Genomic DNA, 20143 nt, shown 5'->3' on the forward strand with positions numbered 1-20143 from the left:
GGGAGGGGTGGGGAGGAAGATCGCGCCGGAGCGCGACGTGGGGCGGGGCACCGCGCTCACTGTCCAGTGTGCGCGGTGCCCCAGGGCTCCGTACGAACAAAAGCGTACGAAATTACTTCAGGCCGGGGTACAGCGGGTGCTTCTCGGCCAGCGCGGTGACCCGCGCCTTGAGCGCCTCGGCGTCGAAGCCGGGCTTCAGGGTCTCCGCGATCACGTCGGCGACCTCGGCGAAGTCCTCGGCGCCGAAGCCACGGGTGGCCAGGGCCGGGGTGCCGATCCGCAGACCGGAGGTGACCATCGGCGGACGCGGGTCGTTCGGGATCGCGTTCCGGTTGACCGTGATGCCGACCTCGTGGAGGCGGTCCTCGGCCTGCTGGCCGTCCAGCTCGCTGTTGCGCAGGTCGACCAGGACCAGGTGCACGTCCGTGCCGCCCGACAGGACCGACACGCCGTGCTCGGCCACGTCGGCCTGCGTCAGGCGCTCGGCGAGGATCCGGGCGCCGTCCAGGGTGCGCTGCTGGCGCTCCTTGAACTCCTCCGAGGCCGCGACCTTGAAGGAGACCGCCTTGGCGGCGATCACGTGCTCCAGCGGACCGCCCTGGAAGCCCGGGAAGACCGAGGAGTTCAGCTTCTTCGCGAACTCCTTCTTCGCCAGGATGATGCCGCCGCGTGGGCCGCCCAGGGTCTTGTGCGTGGTGGAGGTGACCACGTCCGCGTACTCCACCGGGTTCGGGTGCAGACCCGCGGCGACCAGGCCGGCGAAGTGGGCCATGTCGACCCACAGGTACGCCTCGACCTCGTCCGCGATCCGGCGGAACTCGGCGAAGTCCAGCCGGCGCGGGTACGCCGACCAGCCCGCGATGATCACCTTCGGGCGGTGCTCCTTGGCCAGGCGCTCGACCTCGGCCATGTCGACCAGACCGGCTTCGTCCACGTGGTACGCGACCACGTCGAACTGCTTGCCGGAGAAGTTCAGCCGCATGCCGTGGGTGAGGTGGCCGCCGTGCGCCAGGTCCAGGCCGAGGATGGTGTCGCCCGGCTGGGCCATTGCGAACAGCGCGGCCTGGTTGGCGGAGGCGCCGGAGTGCGGCTGCACGTTGGCGTACTCGGCGCCGAACAGGTCCTTCACCCGGTCGATGGCGATCTGCTCGGCGACGTCGACGTGCTCGCAGCCGCCGTAGTAGCGGCGGCCCGGGTAGCCCTCGGCGTACTTGTTGGTGAGGACCGAGCCCTGGGCCTCCATGACCGCGACCGGAGCGAAGTTCTCCGAGGCGATCATCTCGAGGGTGGACTGCTGGCGGTGGAGCTCGGCGTCGACGGCGGCGGCGACGTCCGGGTCCAGCTCGTGGAGAGGGGTGTTCAGAAGCGACATCGGGAGGGGTTCCTTAGCTGCCGGAGAACGCGGTGTACTCGTCGGCGGAGAGCAGATCGGCCGGCTCCTCCGCGACGCGCACCTTGAAGAGCCAGCCGCCCTCGAAGGGAGCCGAGTTCACCAGGGACGGGTCGTCGACGACGTCCTGGTTGGCCTCGACGACCTCACCGCTCACCGGCGAGTACAGGTCGCTGACGGACTTGGTGGACTCCAGCTCGCCACAGGTCTCGCCCGCGGTGACGGTGTCGCCGACCGACGGGAGGTCGACGTACACGACGTCACCGAGGGCGTTGGCCGCGTGCTCGGTGATGCCGATCGTGGCGACGCCGTCCTCGACGGGCGACAGCCACTCGTGCTCCTTGCTGTAGCGCAGCTGCTGGGGGTTGCTCATGACCTGAATTCTCCTGTACGCGGGGGAGTGCTGGTGAACGGGGGAGTGAGTGCGGGGCGAGACGTGCTCAGTGTCACTTCTGGCGCTTGTAGAACGGCAGCGCCACGACCTCGTACGGCTCGTGGGTGCCGCGGATGTCCACGCCGACGCCGGGCGTGCCGGGCTCGGCGTGCGCCGCGTCGACGTACGCCATGGCGATCGGCTTGCCGAGCGTCGGGGACGGGGCGCCGGAGGTGACCTCGCCGATGACCTCGCCGCCGGCGACGACCTGCATGCCGGCGCGGGGCACCCGGCGGCCCTCGGCGATCAGACCGACCAGCTTGCGCGGCGGGGCGGTCTCGGCGCGCTCGGCGGCCTTCTCCAGCGCCTCGCGGCCGACGAAGCGGCCCTCGTTGGTCGTCTTCTCGAACTTCACGACCCGGCCGAGACCGGCGTCGAAGGGGGTGAGCTCCGTGGTCAGCTCGTGCCCGTACAGCGGCATGCCCGCCTCCAGGCGCAGCGTGTCGCGGCAGGACAGGCCGCAGGGCACCAGGCCCACCGGGGCGCCGGCCTCGGTCAGCGCCGTCCAGACGGTCTCGGCGTGCTCGGGCTTCAGGAACAGCTCGAAGCCGTCCTCGCCGGTGTAGCCGGTCCGGGCGATCAGCGCGGGAACCCCGGCGACGGTGCCCGGCAGGCCGGCGTAGTACTTCAGCCCGTCCAGGTCGGCGTCGGTCAGCTGCTTGAGGATGCCGGGGGACTCAGGGCCCTGGACGGCGATCAGCGCGTACGCGTCGCGGTCGTCGCGGACCTCGGCGTCGAAGCCGGCCGCGCGCTCGGTGAGCGCGTCGAGCACGACCTGCGCGTTGGAGGCGTTGGCGACGACCATGTACTCCTGCTCCTGGAGCCGGTACACGATCAGGTCGTCCAGGATGCCGCCGTCCTCGCGGCAGATCATCGTGTAGCGGGCGCGGCCGACGCCGACCGTGGAGATGTTGCCGACCAGGGCGAAGTCGAGCAGCTCGACGGCCTGCGGGCCGGTGACCGTGATCTCGCCCATGTGCGAGAGGTCGAAGAGACCGGCCTTGGTGCGGACGGCGTTGTGCTCGTCGCGCTCGCTGCCGTAGCGCAGCGGCATGTCCCAGCCGGCGAAGTCGGTCATGGTCGCGCCGAGGGATCGATGCAGGGCATCGAGGGCGGTCTGGCGGGGGGCGGTGCTCATCGGGTGGCTCCCGGTTCCAGGGGGCGCGGCGTGCGGGGCACGGCCGGTGCATGACGGGTGAGGACTTCCTCCCCATCTGTCATGGAACCTGAGAGGTTCACCGGGGGCATCCCCGGCTTGCACCTTGGGTGGGACCGCGACGACGCGGCCCGCTTTTCAGATCTGCCTCATCCACGCGGTATCGGGGCCTGAGAGATTCAAGGGAGGGTCTTGCTCCTTCGGCGCCCGGTCCGGATGGTTCCGGTCCGGGACTCTCCCGCGCGGATTCGAGCGGCCGGTATGTGGTTGTGTGCGCTTGGCGCGCACATCATTGCACGCGGGATCTCATCGGCAAATCGCTTGTGCCTCATTACCGTCTCTTTACACTTTGTGGGCAAGGGTCCCCCCGGGACCCGGCAGGGGGAGTAGCGATGACGTGGCAGAGAACCGGCGCGATGGCGACCGGGGCGGGCATACCGGCCCAGCAGGTACGGGACGCGGCCCGGCGGCGCCCGGTGCGGGTCCTGCGCGACCTGCGCGACCGGGACGGCCGCGTGCCGCGCGTGCTCGCCTTCACGGAGGGCGACGTGGTGGTCGTCTCCGGGCTCCCCGGCAGCGGCAAGTCGACGCTGATCCGGCGTACGGCCGAGGGCCGGGCCATCGACTCGCAGGACATGCGCGAGCGCTGGGAGGCGAAACTGCCCGGCTTCCTGCCGTACGCCGTCTACCGCCCGCTCGTACGCGTGGCGCACTACGCCGCCCTGCGCGCCGCGCTGCGCTCCGGCCGCAGCGTGGTCGTCCACGACTGCGGCACCCAGAGCTGGGTCCGCCGCTGGCTGGCCCGCGAGGCCCGCCGCCGCGGCCGCTCCCTGCACCTGGTCCTGCTCGACGTCACCCCCGAGACCGCCCGCGCGGGCCAGCGCGACCGGGGCCGGGGCGTCTCCGGCTACGCCTTCACCCGGCACCGCCACGCCGTCGGCCGGCTCATCGCCGCCGCCGAGTCGCACCGGCCGCCCTCCGGCTGCGCCACCACCACGCTCCTCGACCGGCCCGCCGCCACGGCCCTGCGCCGGATCGCCTTCCGTCCGGCGCCCTGACCGGAGGAAAGGCTTCCGCAGCGGGGTGGGCCACGTCACCGTGCCCGAATCGGGGACGGCGTGCCCACGCTGTCGGTCCGCGACGTTAAGGTGCCCGCAGGAAGCGCCGCTGAAAGGGAAGAACGTGGACATCGCATGGCCGGGCAACGAGCTGGAGGAGACGCTCGCCGCCGCGCTCGGCGCCCCTGACGCGGGGGCCCGCCTCGTCGAGGTCCTCGGACGCAGCCAGGTCTGGGTGCCCCTCCCCGAGGGCGGCGGCCCCGAGAGCATGTCCCTGGACCTGCCCACGATGGAGATCGGCGGCGCCGCGTATGTCCCCGTCTTCAGCTCCGAGCAGCAGTTCCTGGCCTGCGTGGGCAGCCACATGTCGTACACCGTCGCCCCCGCCCGCGACTTCGCCCGCGGCCTGCCCCCGCAGGTCGGCCTCGCCGTGAACCCCGGCGGCACCGTCGGCGTCCCGCTGCCCCCGCCCGCCGTCGCCGAACTGTGCCGCACCGGCCGCTCGCCCCTCGACGGCCCCACGAGCGGCGGCCGCGTCACCCTGTTCGAGCCCGACTGGCAGGGCGACCCCGTCGACTTCCTGTCCGCCGCGGCCGCCGAGTTCGAGGCCCTCGGCAGCGTCACCACCGCCCGCCGCGCCCTCGCCAGCGTCGAGGGCGGCGCACCCGCCCTCTTCATCGGCGTCCAGCTGTCCGTCTACGACGGCGTCGACCGCGACGCCCCCCTGGACGCCCTCGGCCGGGCGCTCGGCCGCGTCCCGGTCGCCTGGCCGGTGAACATCGTCCTGCTCGACGTGGCGCAGGACCCCGTGGCCGACTGGATGCTGGCGAAGGTGCGCCCCTTCTACCAGCGCGTGTACGCATAATCGAAGCCGAACGGCAGACGACAAGAGGGGCGGAACCCAGGGTGAGTGCGTCGCGCGGTGCTGCGGCCGGCCGGACCGGGCAGGCCGGCAGCAGGGTCGAACACCTGCTGCGCCAGATCGCTCCCGGCCGCTACGACGCGTACGAGGCGCTCCTCGGCGCCCTCGCCGGCGAGCAGCTGTGGATGCTGCTCTGGCACGGCCGCCCCGGCGCCCCCGACGCCCAGTACGGCAACATGCAGGTCGACGGCCACGGCTACGCGCCCTGCGTCACCTCCGCCCAGGAGCTGTCCGCCTCCGGCTGGAACCGCGACCACGAGCTGGTCACCGGCCTGGACATCGCCCGCGCCCTCTACCCCGACCGCTGGGGCATCTGGCTGAACCCGCACGCCCCCGGCGGCGGCGTCGGCATCCCCTGGGCCGATCTGCGCCGCGTCGCCACCGGCCTCGACCGGATGCCCGCCGGCCCGCTGAGGCTCTCCGAGCCGGCCATCGAGCTGCCGCAGTTCTACGCCCTGCTCACCCAGAACGCGCACCGCACCCCCGCCGTCCGCTCGCTGCGCCGCGCCTGGGTGCAGCCGGTGCTCGGCTCCCCGTACCTGGCCATCGGGCTCGACCTGTACGACACCTCGCCGGCCTCCGTCGAGTCCGTGCGGGCGATGATGCGCCAGTCCGTGACCGCCGTGCCCGACGGGCTGCCCGTCTCGACGGTCGCGATGTCCGACGCCCACGACCCCGTGGCGCTGTGGCTGCGCGCCTGTGCCCGCCCGTTCTACGACCGCGAGGCGCACGGTTCCGGCCGGGGCGGCGCGTCTCAGCAGCCGGGCTACGGCTACCCGCCCGCGCAGTCCCGCTGAGCCGTCGCGCGGCCCTGGCCGAAAACCCCCTGCCGAGCTGAGGTTTCGCCTCCGCTTCCGGGCGGCGCAGCTGCGATGTCCCGCAACCGCCCGATTTGCCAACTGTCCGGGTCTCAGCTTGATATCACCGCTATGCGGACTGTTCTCTGCGCTGTCACTCGCCAGTAGCGTTCGGCCGGTCAAGACCACGCAGTATGGCGAGCCAGGGGTGGACCCATGCGAATATTCAAGTCCCGGGCGACCCGGGCTTTGACGGCGGCCCTCACGGTCGGCCTCATAGCCACCGGGTGCGCGAGCGAGCGGGGGGACGAGGGCAAGGACGGCGCGAAGGACACGTTCGTGTTCGGCGCCCCCGGCGACCCGGCCTCCCTCGACCCGGCCCTCGCCAGCGACGGCGAGACCTTCCGAGTCACCCGACAGGCCTTCGAGGCGCTCCTGGAGCACGAGTCCGGCGGCAGCAAGCTCGTCGGCGGCCTCGCGGAGAAGTGGTCCAGCAACCCCCAGGGCACGGTCTGGACGTTCAACCTGCGCAAGGGCGTGAAGTTCCACGACGGCGAGCAGCTCAACGCCGCCGCGGTCTGCGCGAACTACGACCACTGGTTCAACTGGAAGGGCACCTACCAGTCGAGCGCGGTCTCCTACTACTGGCAGACCATCATGGGCGGCTTCAAGGTCAACGAGGACAAGGAAGCCCCCAAGCCGAACTACAAGTCCTGCACCGCGAAGGACGAGAACACGGCGGTCATCGAGGTCCTCGAGCCCTCCGCCAACCTGCCCGGCGGCTTCTCGCTGCAGGCCCTCGCGATCCACTCGCCGAAGGCCCTCAAGGAGTACGCGAAGCAGGCGGCCACCGCCAAGGGCGACGCCATCACGTACCCCAAGTACAGCCAGGAGGCCGGCCTCGTCGCCGGTACCGGCCCGTACAAGATCACGAAGTGGAACAAGGGCAACAAGGAAGTCAGCCTGACCCGCTTCGACGACTACTGGGGCGAGAAGGCCAAGGTCAAGAACCTGGTCTTCCGCACCATCGACACCGAGGACGGCCGCCGTCAGGCGCTGCAGGCCGGTGACATCGACGGCTACGACCTGGTCGCGCCCGCCGACATCAAGACCCTCGAGGGCGCCGGCTTCAAGGTGCCGACCCGCGACGTCTTCAACCTGCTGTACGTCGGCATGTCGCAGGAGAAGCTGCCCGCGCTGAAGAAGCCGGCCGTCCGCCAGGCCATCGCGCACGCCATCGACCGCGAGAACATCGTCAAGACCCAGCTGCCCGAGGGCGGCAAGGTCGCGACCCAGTTCATGCCCGACACGGTCGCCGGCCACTCCGAGAACGTGAAGAAGTACAACTTCGACACCGCCAAGGCCAAGCAGCTCCTCGCCTCCGCCGGCGAGAGCGCCCTGTCCGTCGAGTTCTGCTACCCGACCGAGGTCACCCGGCCGTACATGCCGGCCCCGCAGGACATCTTCGAGCTGATCAAGGCCGACCTGGAGAAGGCCGGGATCAAGGTCACCCCGAAGCCGATGAAGTGGAACCCGGACTACCTGGACGCCACCGAGGCCGGCTCCTGCGCCCTGCACATGCTCGGCTGGACCGGTGACTTCAACGACGGCTACAACTTCATCGGCACCTGGTTCGCCGAGTACGACAAGCAGTGGGGCTTCAAGGACGACAAGGTCTTCGCCGCGGTGAAGGCGGGCTCGCTCCAGGGCGACCCGGCCAAGCGCACGGACCTGTACAAGAAGGCCAACGAGACGATCATGGAGTACCTGCCGGGTCTCCCGCTGTCGTCCTCGCCGCCGGCCATCGCGTTCGGCAAGAACGTCAACCCGCCGAAGGTCTCCCCGCTGACGCAGGAGAACTTCGCCGAGGTCTCCTTCAAGTAACACACCGCAAGAGGTCCGCCCGGCCACGGAGATCGCGTGGCCGGGCGGCTTCGCATCCGACTTCTCGTACAACGCAAGAAAGGGGCACGCGGGGTGTTGCGACTCGTCGTACGACGACTTCTCCAGCTGATACCCACCCTGCTCGGCCTGTCGGTTCTGCTGTTCATCTGGCTGAACCGACTGCCCGGCGGACCCGCCTCAGCGATCCTGGGCGAGCGGGCGACCGAAGCCGATGTGGCGCGCATCAACCGCGCGCTGGGACTCGACCAGCCGCTCTACGTCCAGTACGGACGCTTCATCAAGCGGCTCTTCGAACTCGACCTGGGCACCTCGGTGCAGACCGGTCAGCCCGTCTGGGACGAGTTCGTGCTGCGCTTCCCCGCCACGGTGGAGCTCAGCCTCGCCGCCATGCTGCTCGCCACCGCCGTCGGCATCCCGCTCGGCTACCTGGCGGCCCGCAAGCGCGGCGGCTGGCTCGACGTGGCCTCGGTGTCGGGCTCGCTGCTCGGCATCTGCATCCCGGTCTTCTTCCTCGCCCTGCTGCTCAAGGGCGTCTTCGCCGTCGAGCTCGGCATCTTCCCCAGCTTCGGCCGCCAGTCCACCGGCATCGACGCCACCGACGTGACCGGCTTCGCCGTCCTCGACGGCGTGCTCACCGGTGAGCTCGACGCCTCCTGGGACGCGCTCATGCACCTGGTGCTGCCCGCGGTCGCCCTCTCCTCCATCCCGCTGGCCGTCATCGTGCGGATGACCCGCGCCAGCGTCCTGGAGGTCCTCGGTGAGGACTACATCCGCACCGCCGAGTCCAAGGGCCTGGAGCGCCGCGTGGTGCGCGGCCGGCACATCCTGCGCAACGCGATGCTGCCCGTCGTCACCGCCGTCGGCCTGCTCACCGGCAGCCTGCTGTCCGGCGCCGTGCTCACCGAGTCCGTCTTCTCGTTCGGCGGCATCGGCTCCTTCATCCGTACCGCCATCGACGCCCGTGACTACCCGGTGCTCGTCGGCTTCATCATGTTCATCGCGATGGTGTACGTCCTGATCAACCTCCTGGTGGACCTCGCGTACAGCGTCATCGATCCGAGGGTGCGGGTGCACTGATGAGCCTGGTATCCACCAACACGTCGAAGCTCGACCGGCTCGCCGAACTCACGGCGAAGTCCGAGACCACGAGCGGCGCCAGCCTCTGGCGCGAGGCCTTCCGCCGGCTGCGGTCCAGCAAGATGGCCGTCATCGGCGCGGCGATCATCGCGCTGTTCGTCGTCGTCGCGGTCGTCGGACCGTGGCTCGCGCCGTACGGCCCCACCGCCCAGACCTGGCGCGGTGAAGTCTTCCCCAACCGGGGCGAGTTCGTCGGCGGGCGCGCCGGCAACTGGTTCGGCCTCGACCACCTGGGCCGGGACATGTTCTCCCGGTTCCTCGTGGGCGCCCGGCAGACGCTGCTCGTCGGCGTCGTCTCCATGCTCATCGGCCTGATCGCGGGCGCGGTCGTCGGCGCCGTCTCCGGAGCCGCCGCCACGCTCGGCGGCCGCACCGGCAAGCGGATCGACTCCGTCATCATGCGCGTCACCGACATCATGCTGGCGCTGCCCTCGCTGCTGCTCGCCGTGTCCATCGCCGCCGTGATGGGCCAGTCCCTCACCACCGTGATGATCGCCGTCGGTGTGGTGCAGGTGCCGGTCTTCGCCCGCCTGCTGCGCGGTTCGATGCTCGCCCAGGGCGGCAGCGACTACGTGCTCGCCGCGCGAGCGCTCGGCATCCGCAAGCGGCGGATCGTGCTCACCCAGATCATGCCGAACTCGCTGAGCCCGGTGATCGTCCAGGCCACGCTGAGCCTCGCCACCGCCATCATCGAGGCGGCCGCGCTCTCGTACCTCGGACTCGGCAACCCCGACCCGGCCGTGCCGGAGTGGGGCGTCATGCTCTCCCAGGCCCAGCGCTTCTTCGACAACGCGCCCATGATGTCCGTGTATCCGGCGGTCGGCATCATCATCACGGCCCTCGGCTTCACGCTGCTCGGCGAGGCCATGCGCGAAGCCCTCGACCCGAAGCTGCGAGGTTGATGTCATGCCACTGCTCACCGTGGACGAACTGACCGTCACCTTCGGCGGCCGCGGCCGCAAGGACGTCCGGGCGGTCAACGGCGTCTCCTTCAGCGTCGACCAGGGCCAGGTCGTGGGCCTCGTCGGCGAGTCCGGCTGCGGCAAGTCCGTGACCTCGCTCGCCCTCATGGGCCTGCTCCCGCGCAAGGGCGTCACGCTCGGCGGCCGGGCCGACTTCGACGGCACCGACCTGCTGACGCTCAGCCCCGGCAAGATGCGGGACATGCGCGGACGCGACCTGGCGATGATCTTCCAGGACCCGCTGTCCTCGCTGAACCCGGTCGTCCCCATCGGCGTCCAGGTCACCGAGATCCTCCAGCGGCACCGGGGGTTGAAGGGCGAGGCCGCCCGCAAGGAGGCCGCCCAGCTGCTCGACCGCGTCGGCATCCCCGACCCGGACCGGCGCCTCAAGGAGTACCCGCACCAGCTCTCCGGCGGCATGCGGCAGCGCGCGCTCATCGCCATGGCGGTGGCCTGCGCCCCGCGCCTGCTCATCGCCGACGAGCCGACCACCGCGCTGGACGTCACCATCCAGGCCCAGATCCTCGAACTCCTCAAGGACCTGGTCGACCAGGAGGGCACCGCGCTGCTGATGATCACCCACGACCTGGGTGTCGTCGCCGGCCTGTGCGACCAGGTGAACGTGCTGTACGCGGGCAAGGTCGTCGAATCGGCCGGCCGGCGCGAGCTGTTCGCCCACCCGACGCACCCGTACACCCACGGGCTGCTCGGCTCGATCCCCCGGCTCGACGCCCCGCGCGGCGAGCCCCTGCACCCCATTCGCGGGTCCATCAACGACCAGATCGCCTGGGCCGACGGCTGCGCCTTCGCGCCGCGCTGCGACCGCTACGAACTGGAGTGCCTGACCGGCACGCCCGAACTGACCGAACCCCGCGAGGCCGGACACCGCGCCCGCTGCGCCAACCCGGTCCTGGCCACGACGGAGGTCCCGGCATGAGCCTGCTGGAACTCGACGGTGTGAAGGTCCACTTCCCCGTCAAGAAGGGCGTCCTGTTCAACCGCACGGTCGGCCACGTCTACGCGGTCGACGGCATCTCGCTGTCGGTCGAGGCGGGCCAGACGTACGGCCTGGTCGGCGAGTCGGGCTGCGGCAAGACGACGCTGGGGCGCGCGGTGCTGCGCCTCGTCGACGTCACCGACGGCTCGGTCGTGCTGGACGGCACGGACGTGGCCAAGCTGTCGGAGAAGGACCTGCGGTCCTTCCGCCGCCGGCTCCAGATGGTCTTCCAGGACCCGCTGGGCAGCCTCAACCCCCGTCAGAACATCGAGTCGATCCTGAGCGAGGGCATGGCCGCGCACGGGATCGGCGCGAACCAGGACGAGCGGCGGGAGAAGATCAAGGAGATCCTCGCGAAGGTGGGCCTGCCCACCAACGCCCTCTCCCGCTACCCGCACGAGTTCTCCGGCGGCCAGCGCCAGCGCATCGGCATCGCCCGCGCGCTGGTCCTGGAGCCGGACCTGATCATCTGCGACGAGCCGGTCTCGGCCCTGGACGTCTCCATCCAGGCCCAGGTGATCAACCTGCTGGAGGAGCTCCAGGAGTCGATGGGCCTGACCTACCTGGTCATCGCCCACGACCTGGCGGTGGTGCGGCACATCTCGGACGTCATCGGCGTGATGTACCTCGGCTCGCTGGTCGAGGAGGCGCCGAGCGACGCGCTGTACGCGGAGCCGATGCACCCGTACACCAAGGCGCTGATGTCCGCGGTGCCGGTCCCGGACCCGGAGGTCGAGGAGCGCCGCGAGCGCATCCTGCTGCACGGCGACCTGCCCTCGCCGGCCAACCCGCCGGCGGGCTGCCGCTTCCACACCCGCTGCCCGTGGAAGCAGGACACCCTGTGCGCCACGGAGCGCCCGTCCCTGACGGACCTGGGCGACGGGCACAAGGTGGCCTGCCACTTCGCCCGCGAGATCCACGAGGGCACGCTGACCCGCGCGGGGGAGACGCCCGCGGACGCGCCCCCGGCGCCGGTGGTCCCGGCGCAGGCGGACGCGGACTCGGTGGAGGCGGAGACGGAGACGAAGGCGAAGGCCGCGGAGCCGGAGGACAAGGCGCCGGCCGAGGCGGGCGCGAAGGCCGCCGAGCCGGCGGACAAGGCCCCGGTCGGGGCTGACGCCGAGCCGGACGGCGACGCCGAGGCCGAGGCCGAGCCCGATCCGGACGCCGACGCCGAGCCCGAGGCCGCCGCGAAGTGAACCGAGGCCCGCCTCCCCCGCCGGGGGAGGCGGGCCTTCGCGTGGCGCGCCGTCACAATGGGGCGCGTGTTCCACGAACTGTTCACCCCGTCCGTCCAGCACGCGCTCGATCTCGTCGGGATCTTCGTCTTCGCCATCTCCGGCGCCCTGCTCGCCGTGCGCAAGAACTTCGACGTCTTCGGCATCGCCGTGCTCGCCGAGGTCACGGCCCTCGGCGGCGGACTCTTCCGGGACCTCGTCATCGGCGCCGTCCCGCCGGCCGCGTTCACGGACCTCGGGTACTTCCTGACGCCGCTCGCCGCGACCGTCATCGTCTTCTTCCTCCACCCGGAGGTGGAGCGCATCCAGACCGGGGTGAACGTCTTCGACGCCGCCGGGCTCGGCCTGTTCTGCGTCACCGGGGCCACCAAGGCGTACGACTACGGGCTCGGGCTCACCGCCTCCGCCGCGATGGGCCTGGCCACCGCCGTCGGCGGCGGCGTGCTGCGCGACGTGCTCGCCAACGAGGTGCCCTCGCTGCTCCGCTGGGACCGCGACCTCTACGCCGTTCCCGCGATCGTCGGCGCCACGATGGTGGTGCTCTGCATCCGGTTCGAGGCGCTCAACGCGTTCACCAGCGGGCTCGCGGTGCTCACCGCCTTCCTGCTCCGGCTGCTCGCCATGCGCTACCACTGGCGCGCCCCGCGTGCCTGGAACCGCCGGTCCAACGCCCGCGAGGAACCGGGCGCCGAGACCGGGACCGCCTGAAAAGCTACCGCTCAGTAGTTGTTTGTTGTACCGTGCACGCCATGGCACAGGCAGCTCAGGCGGCTCCCGCCGCCGCCCGCATCGGCGACAGCGAATTCGACCGCGACACCGCCGTCACCCTCCGCGAGCCCGGCGTCTACGACGCGGAACTCTCGGCCGGCTGGACGATCATCCACGCCGTGAACGGCGGCTACCTCCTCGCCCTCCTCGGCCGCGCCCTCGGCGACGCCCTGCCCCACCCGGACCCCTTCTCGGTGTCCGCGCACTACCTGACGCCGTCCGTCCCCGGCCCGGCCGTCGTCCGCACGCAGGTCGTCCGCACCGGCCGCACGCTGTCCACCGGACAGGCGTCGCTGTTCCAGTACGCCGAGGACGGCACCGAGGTCGAGCGCATCCGCGTGCTCGCCTCGTACGGCGACCTCGACGCGCTCCCGGACGACGTCCGCACCACCGCCACGCCCCCGGCGATCCCGCCGCGCGAGCAGTGCCTCGGCCCGGCCGACGGCCCGGCCCGCCCCGCGATCCCGGGCTCCTCGGCGATCACCGACCGCCTCGACATCAAGCTCGACCCGGCCACGGTCGGCTGGGCGATCGGCGCGCCGTCCGGCAAGGGCGAGATGCGGGGCTGGTTCGGCCTGGCCGACGGCCGCGACGCCGACCCGCTGTCGCTGCTGCTGACCGTCGACGCCCTGCCCCCGACCAGCTTCGAGCTGGGCCTGAAGGGTTGGACGCCGACCGTCGAACTCACCACGCACATCCGCTGCCGCCCCGCCCCGGGCCCGCTGCGGGTCGCGATCACCACCCGCAACCTGGCCGGCGGCTTCCTGGAGGAGGACGCCGAGGTCTGGGACAGCGCGGACCGGCTGGTCGCCCAGTCCCGTCAGCTGGCCCGCGCCCCGCGCGGCTGACCGCGCGGGGGCGGCGCCCGCTCAGCGGGGGGTGACGGAGCCCGCGTACACGTGGTCCGGCGTGATCACCTGCGTCACTGCGCGGGCCACCAGCGTCGACGGCTCCTGGCCCCCGCTGAGCACATCGGTGTTCAGCATGATCACCAGCGTGGCCTTCTCGGACGGCAGGTGGACGGTCACCGTCTCGTACCCGGGGATCGAGCCGTTGTGCCCGATCCAGCCGTTCGTGTCCAGGATGCCGAGCCCGTAGCTCGTGCCCGGGAAGCCCGTCGGCAGGGTCCGCAGCCGCTGCTCCTGCGTCGCCGGGCTGAGCAGCCGGCCGGTCGCGAGGATCTCAGCCCAGCGGCGCAGGTCGTGCAGGTCCGAGATCATCGCGCCGGCGGCCCACGCCCAGCTGGGGTTCCAGTCCGTGGCGTCCACGACCGCGCCGCTGAGCGTCTGGTTCGTGTAGCCGCGGGGGTGCGGCTCGGGGAACTCGGCCCCGCGCGGGAAGAGCGTGCGGTGCAGCCCGGCGGGGCGGAGCACCCGCTGGTGAATGACGTCGGCGAGCCGCTTGCCGGTGACCTTCTCCACGACGAGCCCGAGCAGGACCAGGTTGGAGTTCGAGTACTGGAACCGCACACCCGGGTCGGAGGTGTTGTCGTGCCGGTACCCGTACGCCAGCACCTCCTGCGGGGTGAAGGTCCGGTACGGGTCGCTCAGCAGCGTCCGGATGAATTCCGGGTCGGAGGTGTACGGGAACAGGCCGCTGCGCATCTCGGCCAGGTGCCGCAACGTGATCCGGGCCCCGTTCGGCACGCCCGCGACGTACTTCGCGATCGGGTCGTCGAGCCCCACCCTGCCCTGGTCCACGAGCTGGAGCAGCGCGGTGACCGTGAAGGTCTTCGTCTCGCTGCCGATCCGCACGTAGCCGTCGGTGGTCATCGGCGCGCGCGTGGCGGTGTCGGCGACGCCGGTGGCCTTCAGGTAGCAGCCCTTGCCCGGCATCCACACCCCGACGGCCACCCCGGGGATGCCGGCCTGCACGCGCACGTCCTCGATCGCCCGGTCCAGCCGCGCCGTCAGCTCGGGGGCGAACCCGTCCGGCGGGCACTCCTCCTCCCCGTACGACGCCCCGTACGGGGCGGGCTCGGCGGTGGCCGGAGCGGCCGCCACCGGCGCGAGAACGGACGCCACGAGCACGGCGGCGGCGAACAGACGGCGGGTACGAGCAGGTCGCATGAGGACGCCTTCCTCCAGGGTCGGGACAGCGCCGCCACCCCACCACCCGCATCCGCGCCCGGGCCCCGGCTGCGATCACCGCCCCGCCGAGTCCACTCGTTCGGAGCCCGGCCGGCACCCCGGCCGGCCCTGCCCTCCCCGCCGCCCGGGACGGCGGGAACCGGCCAGGCGGAGGCCGGGGGCCCGCGCCGGGCTCGTAGAATCGATCCACCATGGCTTACCTCGACCACGCCGCGACCACTCCGATGCTGCCGGAGGCGGTCGAGGCGATGACCGCCCAGCTCGCCGTGACCGGCAACGCCTCCTCGTTGCACGCGGCCGGCCGCCGCGCCCGGCGCGTCGTCGAGGAGGGCCGCGAGACCCTCGCCGCCGCGCTCGGCGCGCGCCCCAGCGAGGTGGTCCTCACCTCCGGCGGCACCGAGGCCGACAACCTCGCGGTGAAGGGCCTGTACTGGGCCCGCCGCGACGCCGACCCCCGCCGCACCCGGGTGCTGGCCAGCCCCGTCGAGCACCACGCCGTCCTCGACGCCGTCGACTGGCTCGGCGCCCACGAGGGCGCCACCGTCGAGTACCTGCCCGTCGACCGGTACGGCCGGGTCCACCCCGAGGCGCTGCGCGAGGCCGTCGCCCGCGACCCCGAGTCCGTCGCGCTGGCCACCGTGATGTGGGCCAACAACGAGATCGGCACGATCATGCCGGTCCGCGAACTCGCCGACGTCGCGGCCGAGTTCGGCGTCCCGCTGCACGCCGACGCGGTCCAGGCCTTCGGCCAGGTCCCGGTCGACTTCGCCGCCTCCGGACTCGCCGCGCTCACCGTCTCCGGCCACAAGATCGGCGGGCCGTACGGCATCGGCGCCCTGCTCCTGGGCCGCGAGTACAGCCCCGTGCCCGTGCTGCACGGCGGCGGCCAGGAACGGCACGTCCGCTCCGGCACCCTCGACGTCCCCGCCGTGGCCGCCTTCGCCGTCGCCGGCCGGCTCGCCGCCGAGGGCCGCGAGCGGTACGCCCGCGAGATCGGCGCCCTGCGCGACGAACTGGTCGCCGCGGTCCGCGCCGCCGTCCCGGACGCGATCCTCGGCGGCGACCCCGTCGACCGGCTGCCCGCCAACGCCCACTTCACCTTCCCCGGCTGCGAGGGCGACTCGCTGCTGCTGCTCCTGGACGCGGCCGGCATCGAATGCTCCACCGGCTCCGCCTGCACCGCCGGCGTCGCCCAGCCCAGCCACGTCCTGCTCGCCGCCGGCGTCGACCCCGAACTGGCCCGCGGCACCCTGCGGTTCACCCTCGGCCACACCTCCACCGAACAGGACGTGGCGGCGGTGGCCGAGGCCATCGGTCCGGCCGTGGAGCGCGCCCGTACGGCCGGCCTCAGCTGACGCCCGGGGCCGCCCCGCCCAGCTTCGCCCGCGCCGCCCGCACCAGCGGTATGTAGCGGTCCCAGTCCCAGTGCGGGCCCGGGTCCGTGTGGTCCGTGCCCTCGACCTCCACGTGGCCGATGATGTGCTTCCGGTCCACCGGTATGCCGTACCGGGCGCAGATCCCGGCCGTCAGCGCCGCCGACGCCGCGTACATGGCCGGGGTGAAGCCCTCCGGCCGGTCCACGAAGCCCTCGTGCTCGATGCCCACGCTCCGCTCGTTCATGTCCCGGCTGCCCGCGTGGAACGCCACGTCGAGCTCCCGGATCAGCTGCGCGACCCGCCCGTCCCTGCCCACCACGTAATGCGTCGCCGCCCCGTGCCCCGGGTCCCGGAACACCTTCAGCGCCGTGGCGTAGCTGCCCTGCACCACATGGATCACCACCCGGTCGATCACGAAGTCGGCCGGCCGGTCCGCCCGCCGCCAGTTCGCCCCGGAGGCCGCCGTCCACACCGCGCCCTTGTGGTCGAGCGCGCCCTCCACCCGCTCCTTCTCCGTGCCCGGCAGCCGCCACCAGGCCCGTCGCAGCTCGTCCTGCGCCAGCGCCGCCGTGCCCAGCAGCGCCGCACCGCCGCCGAGCAGCACCGCCCGCCGGCCGATCCCGCCCCGCTTCTCACTCCCCATGTGACCCAGAACGTTCACCGCCGCGCCCGTGGTTCCCGCGGACCCGTACCCTGGGAGAGCTATGACTGAGACTCGCCAGACGACCCCCCAGCGCCCCCTTCGCGTCCTCGCCGCCATGTCCGGCGGCGTGGACTCCGCCGTCGCCGCCGCCCGCGCCGCCGAAGCCGGGCACGACGTCACCGGCGTGCACCTGGCGCTGTCGGCGAATCCGCAGTCCTTCCGCACCGGGGCCCGCGGCTGCTGCACCATCGAGGACTCCCGCGACGCCCGCCGCGCCGCCGACGTCATCGGCATCCCGTTCTACGTGTGGGACCTCGCCGAGCGCTTCCGCGAGGACGTCGTCGACGACTTCGTCGCCGAGTACGAGGCCGGCCGCACCCCCAACCCCTGCCTGCGCTGCAACGAGAAGATCAAGTTCGCGGCGCTGCTCGACAAGGCCCTCGCGCTCGGCTTCGACGCCGTCTGCACCGGCCACTACGCCACCGTCGTGGTCAACGAGGACGGCTCCCGCGAGCTGCACCGCGCTAGCGACATGGCCAAGGACCAGTCGTACGTGCTCGGCGTCCTGGACGAGAAGCAGCTCGCCCACGCCATGTTCCCGCTCGGGGACACCCTCACCACCAAGGACGAGATCCGCGCGGAGGCCGAGCGCCGGGGCCTGGCCGTCGCCAAGAAGCCCGACAGCCACGACATCTGCTTCATCGCCGACGGCGACACCCAGGGCTTCCTCGCCGCCCGCCTCGGCAAGGCGGAGGGCGACATCGTCGACGAGACCGGCACCAAGGTCGGCACCCACGAGGGCGCGTACGGCTTCACCATCGGCCAGCGCAAGGGCCTGCGGATCGGCCACCCGGCCCCGGACGGCAAGCCGCGCTACGTGCTCGACATCTCCCCGGTGAACAACACCGTCACCGTCGGCCCCGCCGAGGCCCTCGACGTCACCGCCCTGACCGCCATCAAGCCCCGCTGGTGCGGCTCCGCCCCCGAGGGCCCCGGCACGTACACCGCGCAGCTGCGCGCGCACGGCGGCGAGACCGAGGTGACCGCCGAGCTGGTCGACGGCGAGCTGAGGGTCGCCTTCGGCGAGCCGGTCCGCGGCGTCGCCCCCGGCCAGGCCATCGTCCTGTACGACGGCACCCGCGTCGTCGGCTCCGCCACCATCGCGACCACCGTCCGCCGCGCGGCGCCCACGCCCGCGTAACGCGGGCCCGCGCGCCGCGGCGGCCTCACTCCTGCGCGAACCAGTCCGCGAGGACCGGGGCGAGGACGTGCGGGGCGGCCACGTGCGTCTGGCCGGTGAGCGTGCGGTGCCGGCCGCGGGGCAGTGCGGCGGCCACCGCGAGGGCCGCCTCGCGCACCGGCCGCGGGCTCGCCCCGCCGTCCACCACCAGGACCCGCTGGCGCACCCGCGCCAGCAGCGCCGGTCCGTCGGGCGCCGGCGTGTGCGGCTCGTACACCGACAGGCGGGGGACCGACAGCCCCTCGGCCGCGGCCGCCAGGGCGAGCCCGCCGCCCGACGAGGCGCCGTGCACCGCCGCGCTCCCGCCCAGCGCGTCCAGCAGGGCGGCCAGGTCCTCCACCTCCCGCCGCAGGCCGTCCGCCGGGCCGTCGCCGGGGCCGCGCCTGTCGTACACGACCACCGAGTGCCGCGCCGCCAGCAGACCGGCCAGCGGCCGCTCCGCCTCCGCCGTGCCCGGCGCCCTGCCCAGCAGCACCAGCGGCGGCCCGTCCCCGTACCGCTCGTACGCGATCCGTGTGCCGTCCGCGGCCCTGACCCGCCCCCGGGACCTGCTCAGCGTGGAGTTCACCTCGTCCATGCCAGGGGAGACCGCGGCCGCCTCCGGAACTCATCGGTGTCCGGCGGAATTTCCGGGGAATCCCGGGAACGCCGAGGTCCGGGGCGTGAACTCCGGGCCGGCCTGTCGGCGGCAGGCCCTACGGTGGGCTCATGAAGATCTGCGTCTTTCTCTCCGCCGCCGACCTCGACGAGCGCTACACCGGCCCGGCCCGCGAGTTCGCCGCGCTCATCGGCAAGGGCGGTCACACCCTCGTCTGGGGCGGCTCGGACGTCGGCCTGATGAAGCTCGTCGCGGACGGCGTCGAGGAGCACGGCGGCCGTCTCCTGGGCATCTCCGTGGACTTCCTGGCCCACAAGGCCCGCGCGCGGGCGGACGAGATGATCACCGCCAGGGACCTCGCCGAGCGCAAGGCCCTGCTCCTGGAGAAGTCGGACGCGATCGTGGTCATGGTCGGCGGCACCGGCACGCTCGACGAGGCCACCGACGTGCTGGAGCTGAAGAAGCACGGCAAGCACACCAAGCCGGTGGTCGTGCTCAACACCGCCGGGTTCTACGACGGGCTGAAGGAGCAGTTCCGGCGGATGGACGAGGAGGGCTTCCTGCCGCTGCCGCTGACCGACCTGGTCTTCTTCGCCGAGGACGGCGTCTCGGCCCTCGCGTACCTGGAGGAGAGCCTCGGCGTCCGCTGAGGAACGGCCGCGTCCGGCACCCGGGGCCCTCCGTCGCCGGTCGCCGGGCGGGCCCGTGCGAGCATGGCGCCCATGGCTACTCATGTGATCACCGGAGCCGGCTCCGGCATCGGCGCGGCGGTCGCCCGCCGTCTGCACGCGCGCGGCGACGAGTTGGTGCTGCACGCCCGCGACGCGGCCCGCGCCAAGGAGCTGGCGGCCGCGTACCCGGGCTCCCGCACCCTCGTCGGGGACCTCGCCGACCCGGACCGGCTCTCCTGGGCGTTCTCGCACCAGACCCTGCCCGACCGGATCGACACGCTCCTGCACATCGCGGGCGTCGTCGAACTCGGCGAGGTCGGCGAGCTGACCCCGAAGACCTGGCACCACCAGCTGAACGTCAACCTCGTCGCCCCCGCCGAGCTCACCCGGCACTTCCTGCCGCAGCTGCGCGTCTCCCAGGGCCACGTCGTCTTCGTCAACTCCGGCGCCGGGCTCACCGCGCACGCCCAGTGGAGCGCGTACGCCGCCTCCAAGCACGGCCTGAAGGCGCTCGCCGACGCTCTGCGCCAGGAGGAGCACGCCAACGGCGTCCGCGTCACCTCCGTCTACCCCGGCCGCACCGCCAGCCCCATGCAGGCCAAGGTGCACCGGCAGGAGGGCAAGGAGTACGACGCCTCCCGCTGGATCGACCCCGAGTCGGTGGCCACCACCATCGTCACCGCGATCGACCTGCCGCGGGACGCCGAGATCAACGACCTGACGGTCCGACCGGGTCGCTGATCGCACCCACGGGTCCGCGTA

General features: G+C 72.4%; 20 protein-coding genes and 1 riboswitch. Of the genes, 14 read left to right on the plus strand and 6 right to left on the minus strand.

Annotated elements, in window-relative coordinates; genetic code table 11:
- Positions 1 to 112: 112 nt before the first annotated feature.
- The 3 genes from glyA to gcvT all read right to left on the minus strand — a co-directional run bounded on the left by glyA (position 113) and on the right by gcvT (position 2961).
- A complete protein-coding gene (glyA, locus tag ACNJ93_RS22640) occupies positions 113 to 1372 on the minus strand; it encodes a serine hydroxymethyltransferase (protein ID WP_418959257.1) in 1260 nt (419 codons plus the stop codon).
- A gap of 13 nt (positions 1373 to 1385) precedes the next feature.
- A complete protein-coding gene (gene gcvH, locus ACNJ93_RS22645) occupies positions 1386 to 1763 on the minus strand; it encodes a glycine cleavage system protein GcvH (protein WP_418959258.1) in 378 nt (125 codons plus the stop codon).
- A gap of 73 nt (positions 1764 to 1836) precedes the next feature.
- A complete protein-coding gene (gene gcvT, locus ACNJ93_RS22650; RefSeq protein WP_418959259.1) occupies positions 1837 to 2961 on the minus strand; it encodes a glycine cleavage system aminomethyltransferase GcvT in 1125 nt (374 codons plus the stop codon).
- Between the two features lie 166 nt (positions 2962 to 3127).
- Positions 3128 to 3230, minus strand: a riboswitch (glycine riboswitch).
- Positions 3231 to 3371: 141 nt separating this feature from the next.
- Between gcvT and ACNJ93_RS22655 the strand changes: the two genes are divergently transcribed.
- From ACNJ93_RS22655 to ACNJ93_RS22700, 10 genes are all read left to right on the plus strand, one after another.
- The gene (locus tag ACNJ93_RS22655; protein WP_418959260.1) at positions 3372 to 4037 is read left to right on the plus strand and encodes an AAA family ATPase; all 666 of its coding nucleotides are present in this window, start codon (positions 3372 to 3374) and stop codon (positions 4035 to 4037) included.
- A gap of 124 nt (positions 4038 to 4161) precedes the next feature.
- Positions 4162 to 4902: an enhanced serine sensitivity protein SseB gene (locus ACNJ93_RS22660; RefSeq protein ID WP_418959261.1), complete on the plus strand. Its 741-nt coding sequence runs from the start codon at positions 4162 to 4164 to the stop codon at positions 4900 to 4902.
- Positions 4903 to 4943: 41 nt separating this feature from the next.
- Entirely contained in the window at positions 4944 to 5756 is an 813-nt protein-coding gene (locus ACNJ93_RS22665; RefSeq protein ID WP_418959262.1) for an enhanced serine sensitivity protein SseB C-terminal domain-containing protein, read from the plus strand.
- 216 nt (positions 5757 to 5972) lie between these two features.
- The gene (locus ACNJ93_RS22670; protein WP_418959263.1) at positions 5973 to 7640 is read left to right on the plus strand and encodes an ABC transporter substrate-binding protein; all 1668 of its coding nucleotides are present in this window, start codon (positions 5973 to 5975) and stop codon (positions 7638 to 7640) included.
- 93 nt (positions 7641 to 7733) lie between these two features.
- A complete protein-coding gene (locus ACNJ93_RS22675; RefSeq protein WP_418959264.1) occupies positions 7734 to 8738 on the plus strand; it encodes an ABC transporter permease in 1005 nt (334 codons plus the stop codon).
- Positions 8738 to 9700 carry an ABC transporter permease gene (locus ACNJ93_RS22680; protein ID WP_418959265.1) on the plus strand — a complete coding sequence of 321 codons (963 nt, stop codon included), beginning with the start codon at positions 8738 to 8740 and terminating at the stop codon, positions 9698 to 9700. The genes ACNJ93_RS22675 and ACNJ93_RS22680 overlap by 1 nt, the downstream gene beginning before the upstream one ends.
- A 4-nt stretch (positions 9701 to 9704) precedes the next feature.
- A complete protein-coding gene (locus ACNJ93_RS22685; RefSeq protein ID WP_418959266.1) occupies positions 9705 to 10697 on the plus strand; it encodes an ABC transporter ATP-binding protein in 993 nt (330 codons plus the stop codon).
- A complete protein-coding gene (locus tag ACNJ93_RS22690) occupies positions 10694 to 11956 on the plus strand; it encodes an ABC transporter ATP-binding protein (protein WP_418959267.1) in 1263 nt (420 codons plus the stop codon). The genes ACNJ93_RS22685 and ACNJ93_RS22690 overlap by 4 nt, the downstream gene beginning before the upstream one ends.
- A 66-nt stretch (positions 11957 to 12022) precedes the next feature.
- Positions 12023 to 12703: a trimeric intracellular cation channel family protein gene (locus ACNJ93_RS22695; protein ID WP_418959268.1), complete on the plus strand. Its 681-nt coding sequence runs from the start codon at positions 12023 to 12025 to the stop codon at positions 12701 to 12703.
- A 41-nt stretch (positions 12704 to 12744) separates the two neighbouring features.
- Positions 12745 to 13611 carry a thioesterase family protein gene (locus tag ACNJ93_RS22700; RefSeq protein WP_418959269.1) on the plus strand — a complete coding sequence of 289 codons (867 nt, stop codon included), beginning with the start codon at positions 12745 to 12747 and terminating at the stop codon, positions 13609 to 13611.
- Positions 13612 to 13632: 21 nt separating this feature from the next.
- Here the strand turns inward: ACNJ93_RS22700 and ACNJ93_RS22705 are convergent, their stop codons facing one another.
- Complete coding sequence (locus ACNJ93_RS22705) at positions 13633 to 14832, minus strand: serine hydrolase domain-containing protein (protein WP_418959270.1); 1200 nt, start codon at positions 14830 to 14832, stop codon at positions 13633 to 13635.
- Between the two features lie 212 nt (positions 14833 to 15044).
- Here ACNJ93_RS22705 and ACNJ93_RS22710 point away from each other — a divergent pair, with 212 nt between their 5' ends.
- Positions 15045 to 16208, plus strand: a complete 1164-nt coding sequence (locus ACNJ93_RS22710) for a cysteine desulfurase family protein (RefSeq protein WP_418959271.1) — start codon at positions 15045 to 15047, stop codon at positions 16206 to 16208.
- Here ACNJ93_RS22710 and ACNJ93_RS22715 read toward each other — a convergent pair.
- Positions 16201 to 16872 (minus strand): N-acetylmuramoyl-L-alanine amidase, encoded by a 672-nt coding sequence (locus ACNJ93_RS22715; protein ID WP_418959272.1) that lies wholly within the window; start codon positions 16870 to 16872, stop codon positions 16201 to 16203. The two genes, ACNJ93_RS22710 and ACNJ93_RS22715, sit on opposite strands and share 8 nt — an antisense overlap.
- A 61-nt stretch (positions 16873 to 16933) precedes the next feature.
- Between ACNJ93_RS22715 and mnmA the strand changes: the two genes are divergently transcribed.
- Positions 16934 to 18073 carry a tRNA 2-thiouridine(34) synthase MnmA gene (gene mnmA, locus ACNJ93_RS22720; protein WP_418959273.1) on the plus strand — a complete coding sequence of 380 codons (1140 nt, stop codon included), beginning with the start codon at positions 16934 to 16936 and terminating at the stop codon, positions 18071 to 18073.
- 25 nt (positions 18074 to 18098) lie between these two features.
- Here the strand turns inward: mnmA and ACNJ93_RS22725 are convergent, their stop codons facing one another.
- Complete coding sequence (locus ACNJ93_RS22725) at positions 18099 to 18689, minus strand: alpha/beta fold hydrolase (protein WP_418959274.1); 591 nt, start codon at positions 18687 to 18689, stop codon at positions 18099 to 18101.
- Between the two features lie 131 nt (positions 18690 to 18820).
- Here ACNJ93_RS22725 and ACNJ93_RS22730 point away from each other — a divergent pair, with 131 nt between their 5' ends.
- Positions 18821 to 19360, plus strand: coding sequence for a TIGR00730 family Rossman fold protein (locus ACNJ93_RS22730; RefSeq protein ID WP_418959275.1), 540 nt, complete (start codon positions 18821 to 18823; stop codon positions 19358 to 19360).
- Between the two features lie 63 nt (positions 19361 to 19423).
- On the plus strand, positions 19424 to 20122 hold the full coding sequence (locus tag ACNJ93_RS22735; RefSeq protein WP_418959276.1) for an SDR family oxidoreductase: 699 nt from the start codon (positions 19424 to 19426) through the stop codon (positions 20120 to 20122).
- The last annotated feature ends 21 nt before the right edge of the window (positions 20123 to 20143 follow it).

Origin of the sequence: Streptomyces tritici (genome assembly GCF_048500665.1) — a bacterium.
Lineage (GTDB): Bacteria > Actinomycetota > Actinomycetes > Streptomycetales > Streptomycetaceae > Streptomyces > Streptomyces tritici.

Coding starts and splice junctions, on each gene's coding strand:
- glyA (WP_418959257.1), bottom strand. CDS start 1,372: ATGTCGCTTCTGAACACCCCTCTCCACGAGCTGGACCCGGACGTCGCC.
- gcvH (WP_418959258.1), bottom strand. CDS start 1,763: ATGAGCAACCCCCAGCAGCTGCGCTACAGCAAGGAGCACGAGTGGCTG.
- gcvT (WP_418959259.1), bottom strand. CDS start 2,961: ATGAGCACCGCCCCCCGCCAGACCGCCCTCGATGCCCTGCATCGATCC.
- ACNJ93_RS22655 (WP_418959260.1), top strand. CDS start 3,372: ATGACGTGGCAGAGAACCGGCGCGATGGCGACCGGGGCGGGCATACCG.
- ACNJ93_RS22670 (WP_418959263.1), top strand. CDS start 5,973: ATGCGAATATTCAAGTCCCGGGCGACCCGGGCTTTGACGGCGGCCCTC.
- ACNJ93_RS22680 (WP_418959265.1), top strand. CDS start 8,738: ATGAGCCTGGTATCCACCAACACGTCGAAGCTCGACCGGCTCGCCGAA.
- ACNJ93_RS22685 (WP_418959266.1), top strand. CDS start 9,705: ATGCCACTGCTCACCGTGGACGAACTGACCGTCACCTTCGGCGGCCGC.
- ACNJ93_RS22690 (WP_418959267.1), top strand. CDS start 10,694: ATGAGCCTGCTGGAACTCGACGGTGTGAAGGTCCACTTCCCCGTCAAG.
- ACNJ93_RS22700 (WP_418959269.1), top strand. CDS start 12,745: ATGGCACAGGCAGCTCAGGCGGCTCCCGCCGCCGCCCGCATCGGCGAC.
- ACNJ93_RS22705 (WP_418959270.1), bottom strand. CDS start 14,832: ATGCGACCTGCTCGTACCCGCCGTCTGTTCGCCGCCGCCGTGCTCGTG.
- ACNJ93_RS22710 (WP_418959271.1), top strand. CDS start 15,045: ATGGCTTACCTCGACCACGCCGCGACCACTCCGATGCTGCCGGAGGCG.
- ACNJ93_RS22715 (WP_418959272.1), bottom strand. CDS start 16,872: ATGGGGAGTGAGAAGCGGGGCGGGATCGGCCGGCGGGCGGTGCTGCTC.
- mnmA (WP_418959273.1), top strand. CDS start 16,934: ATGACTGAGACTCGCCAGACGACCCCCCAGCGCCCCCTTCGCGTCCTC.
- ACNJ93_RS22725 (WP_418959274.1), bottom strand. CDS start 18,689: ATGGACGAGGTGAACTCCACGCTGAGCAGGTCCCGGGGGCGGGTCAGG.
- ACNJ93_RS22730 (WP_418959275.1), top strand. CDS start 18,821: ATGAAGATCTGCGTCTTTCTCTCCGCCGCCGACCTCGACGAGCGCTAC.
- ACNJ93_RS22735 (WP_418959276.1), top strand. CDS start 19,424: ATGGCGCCCATGGCTACTCATGTGATCACCGGAGCCGGCTCCGGCATC.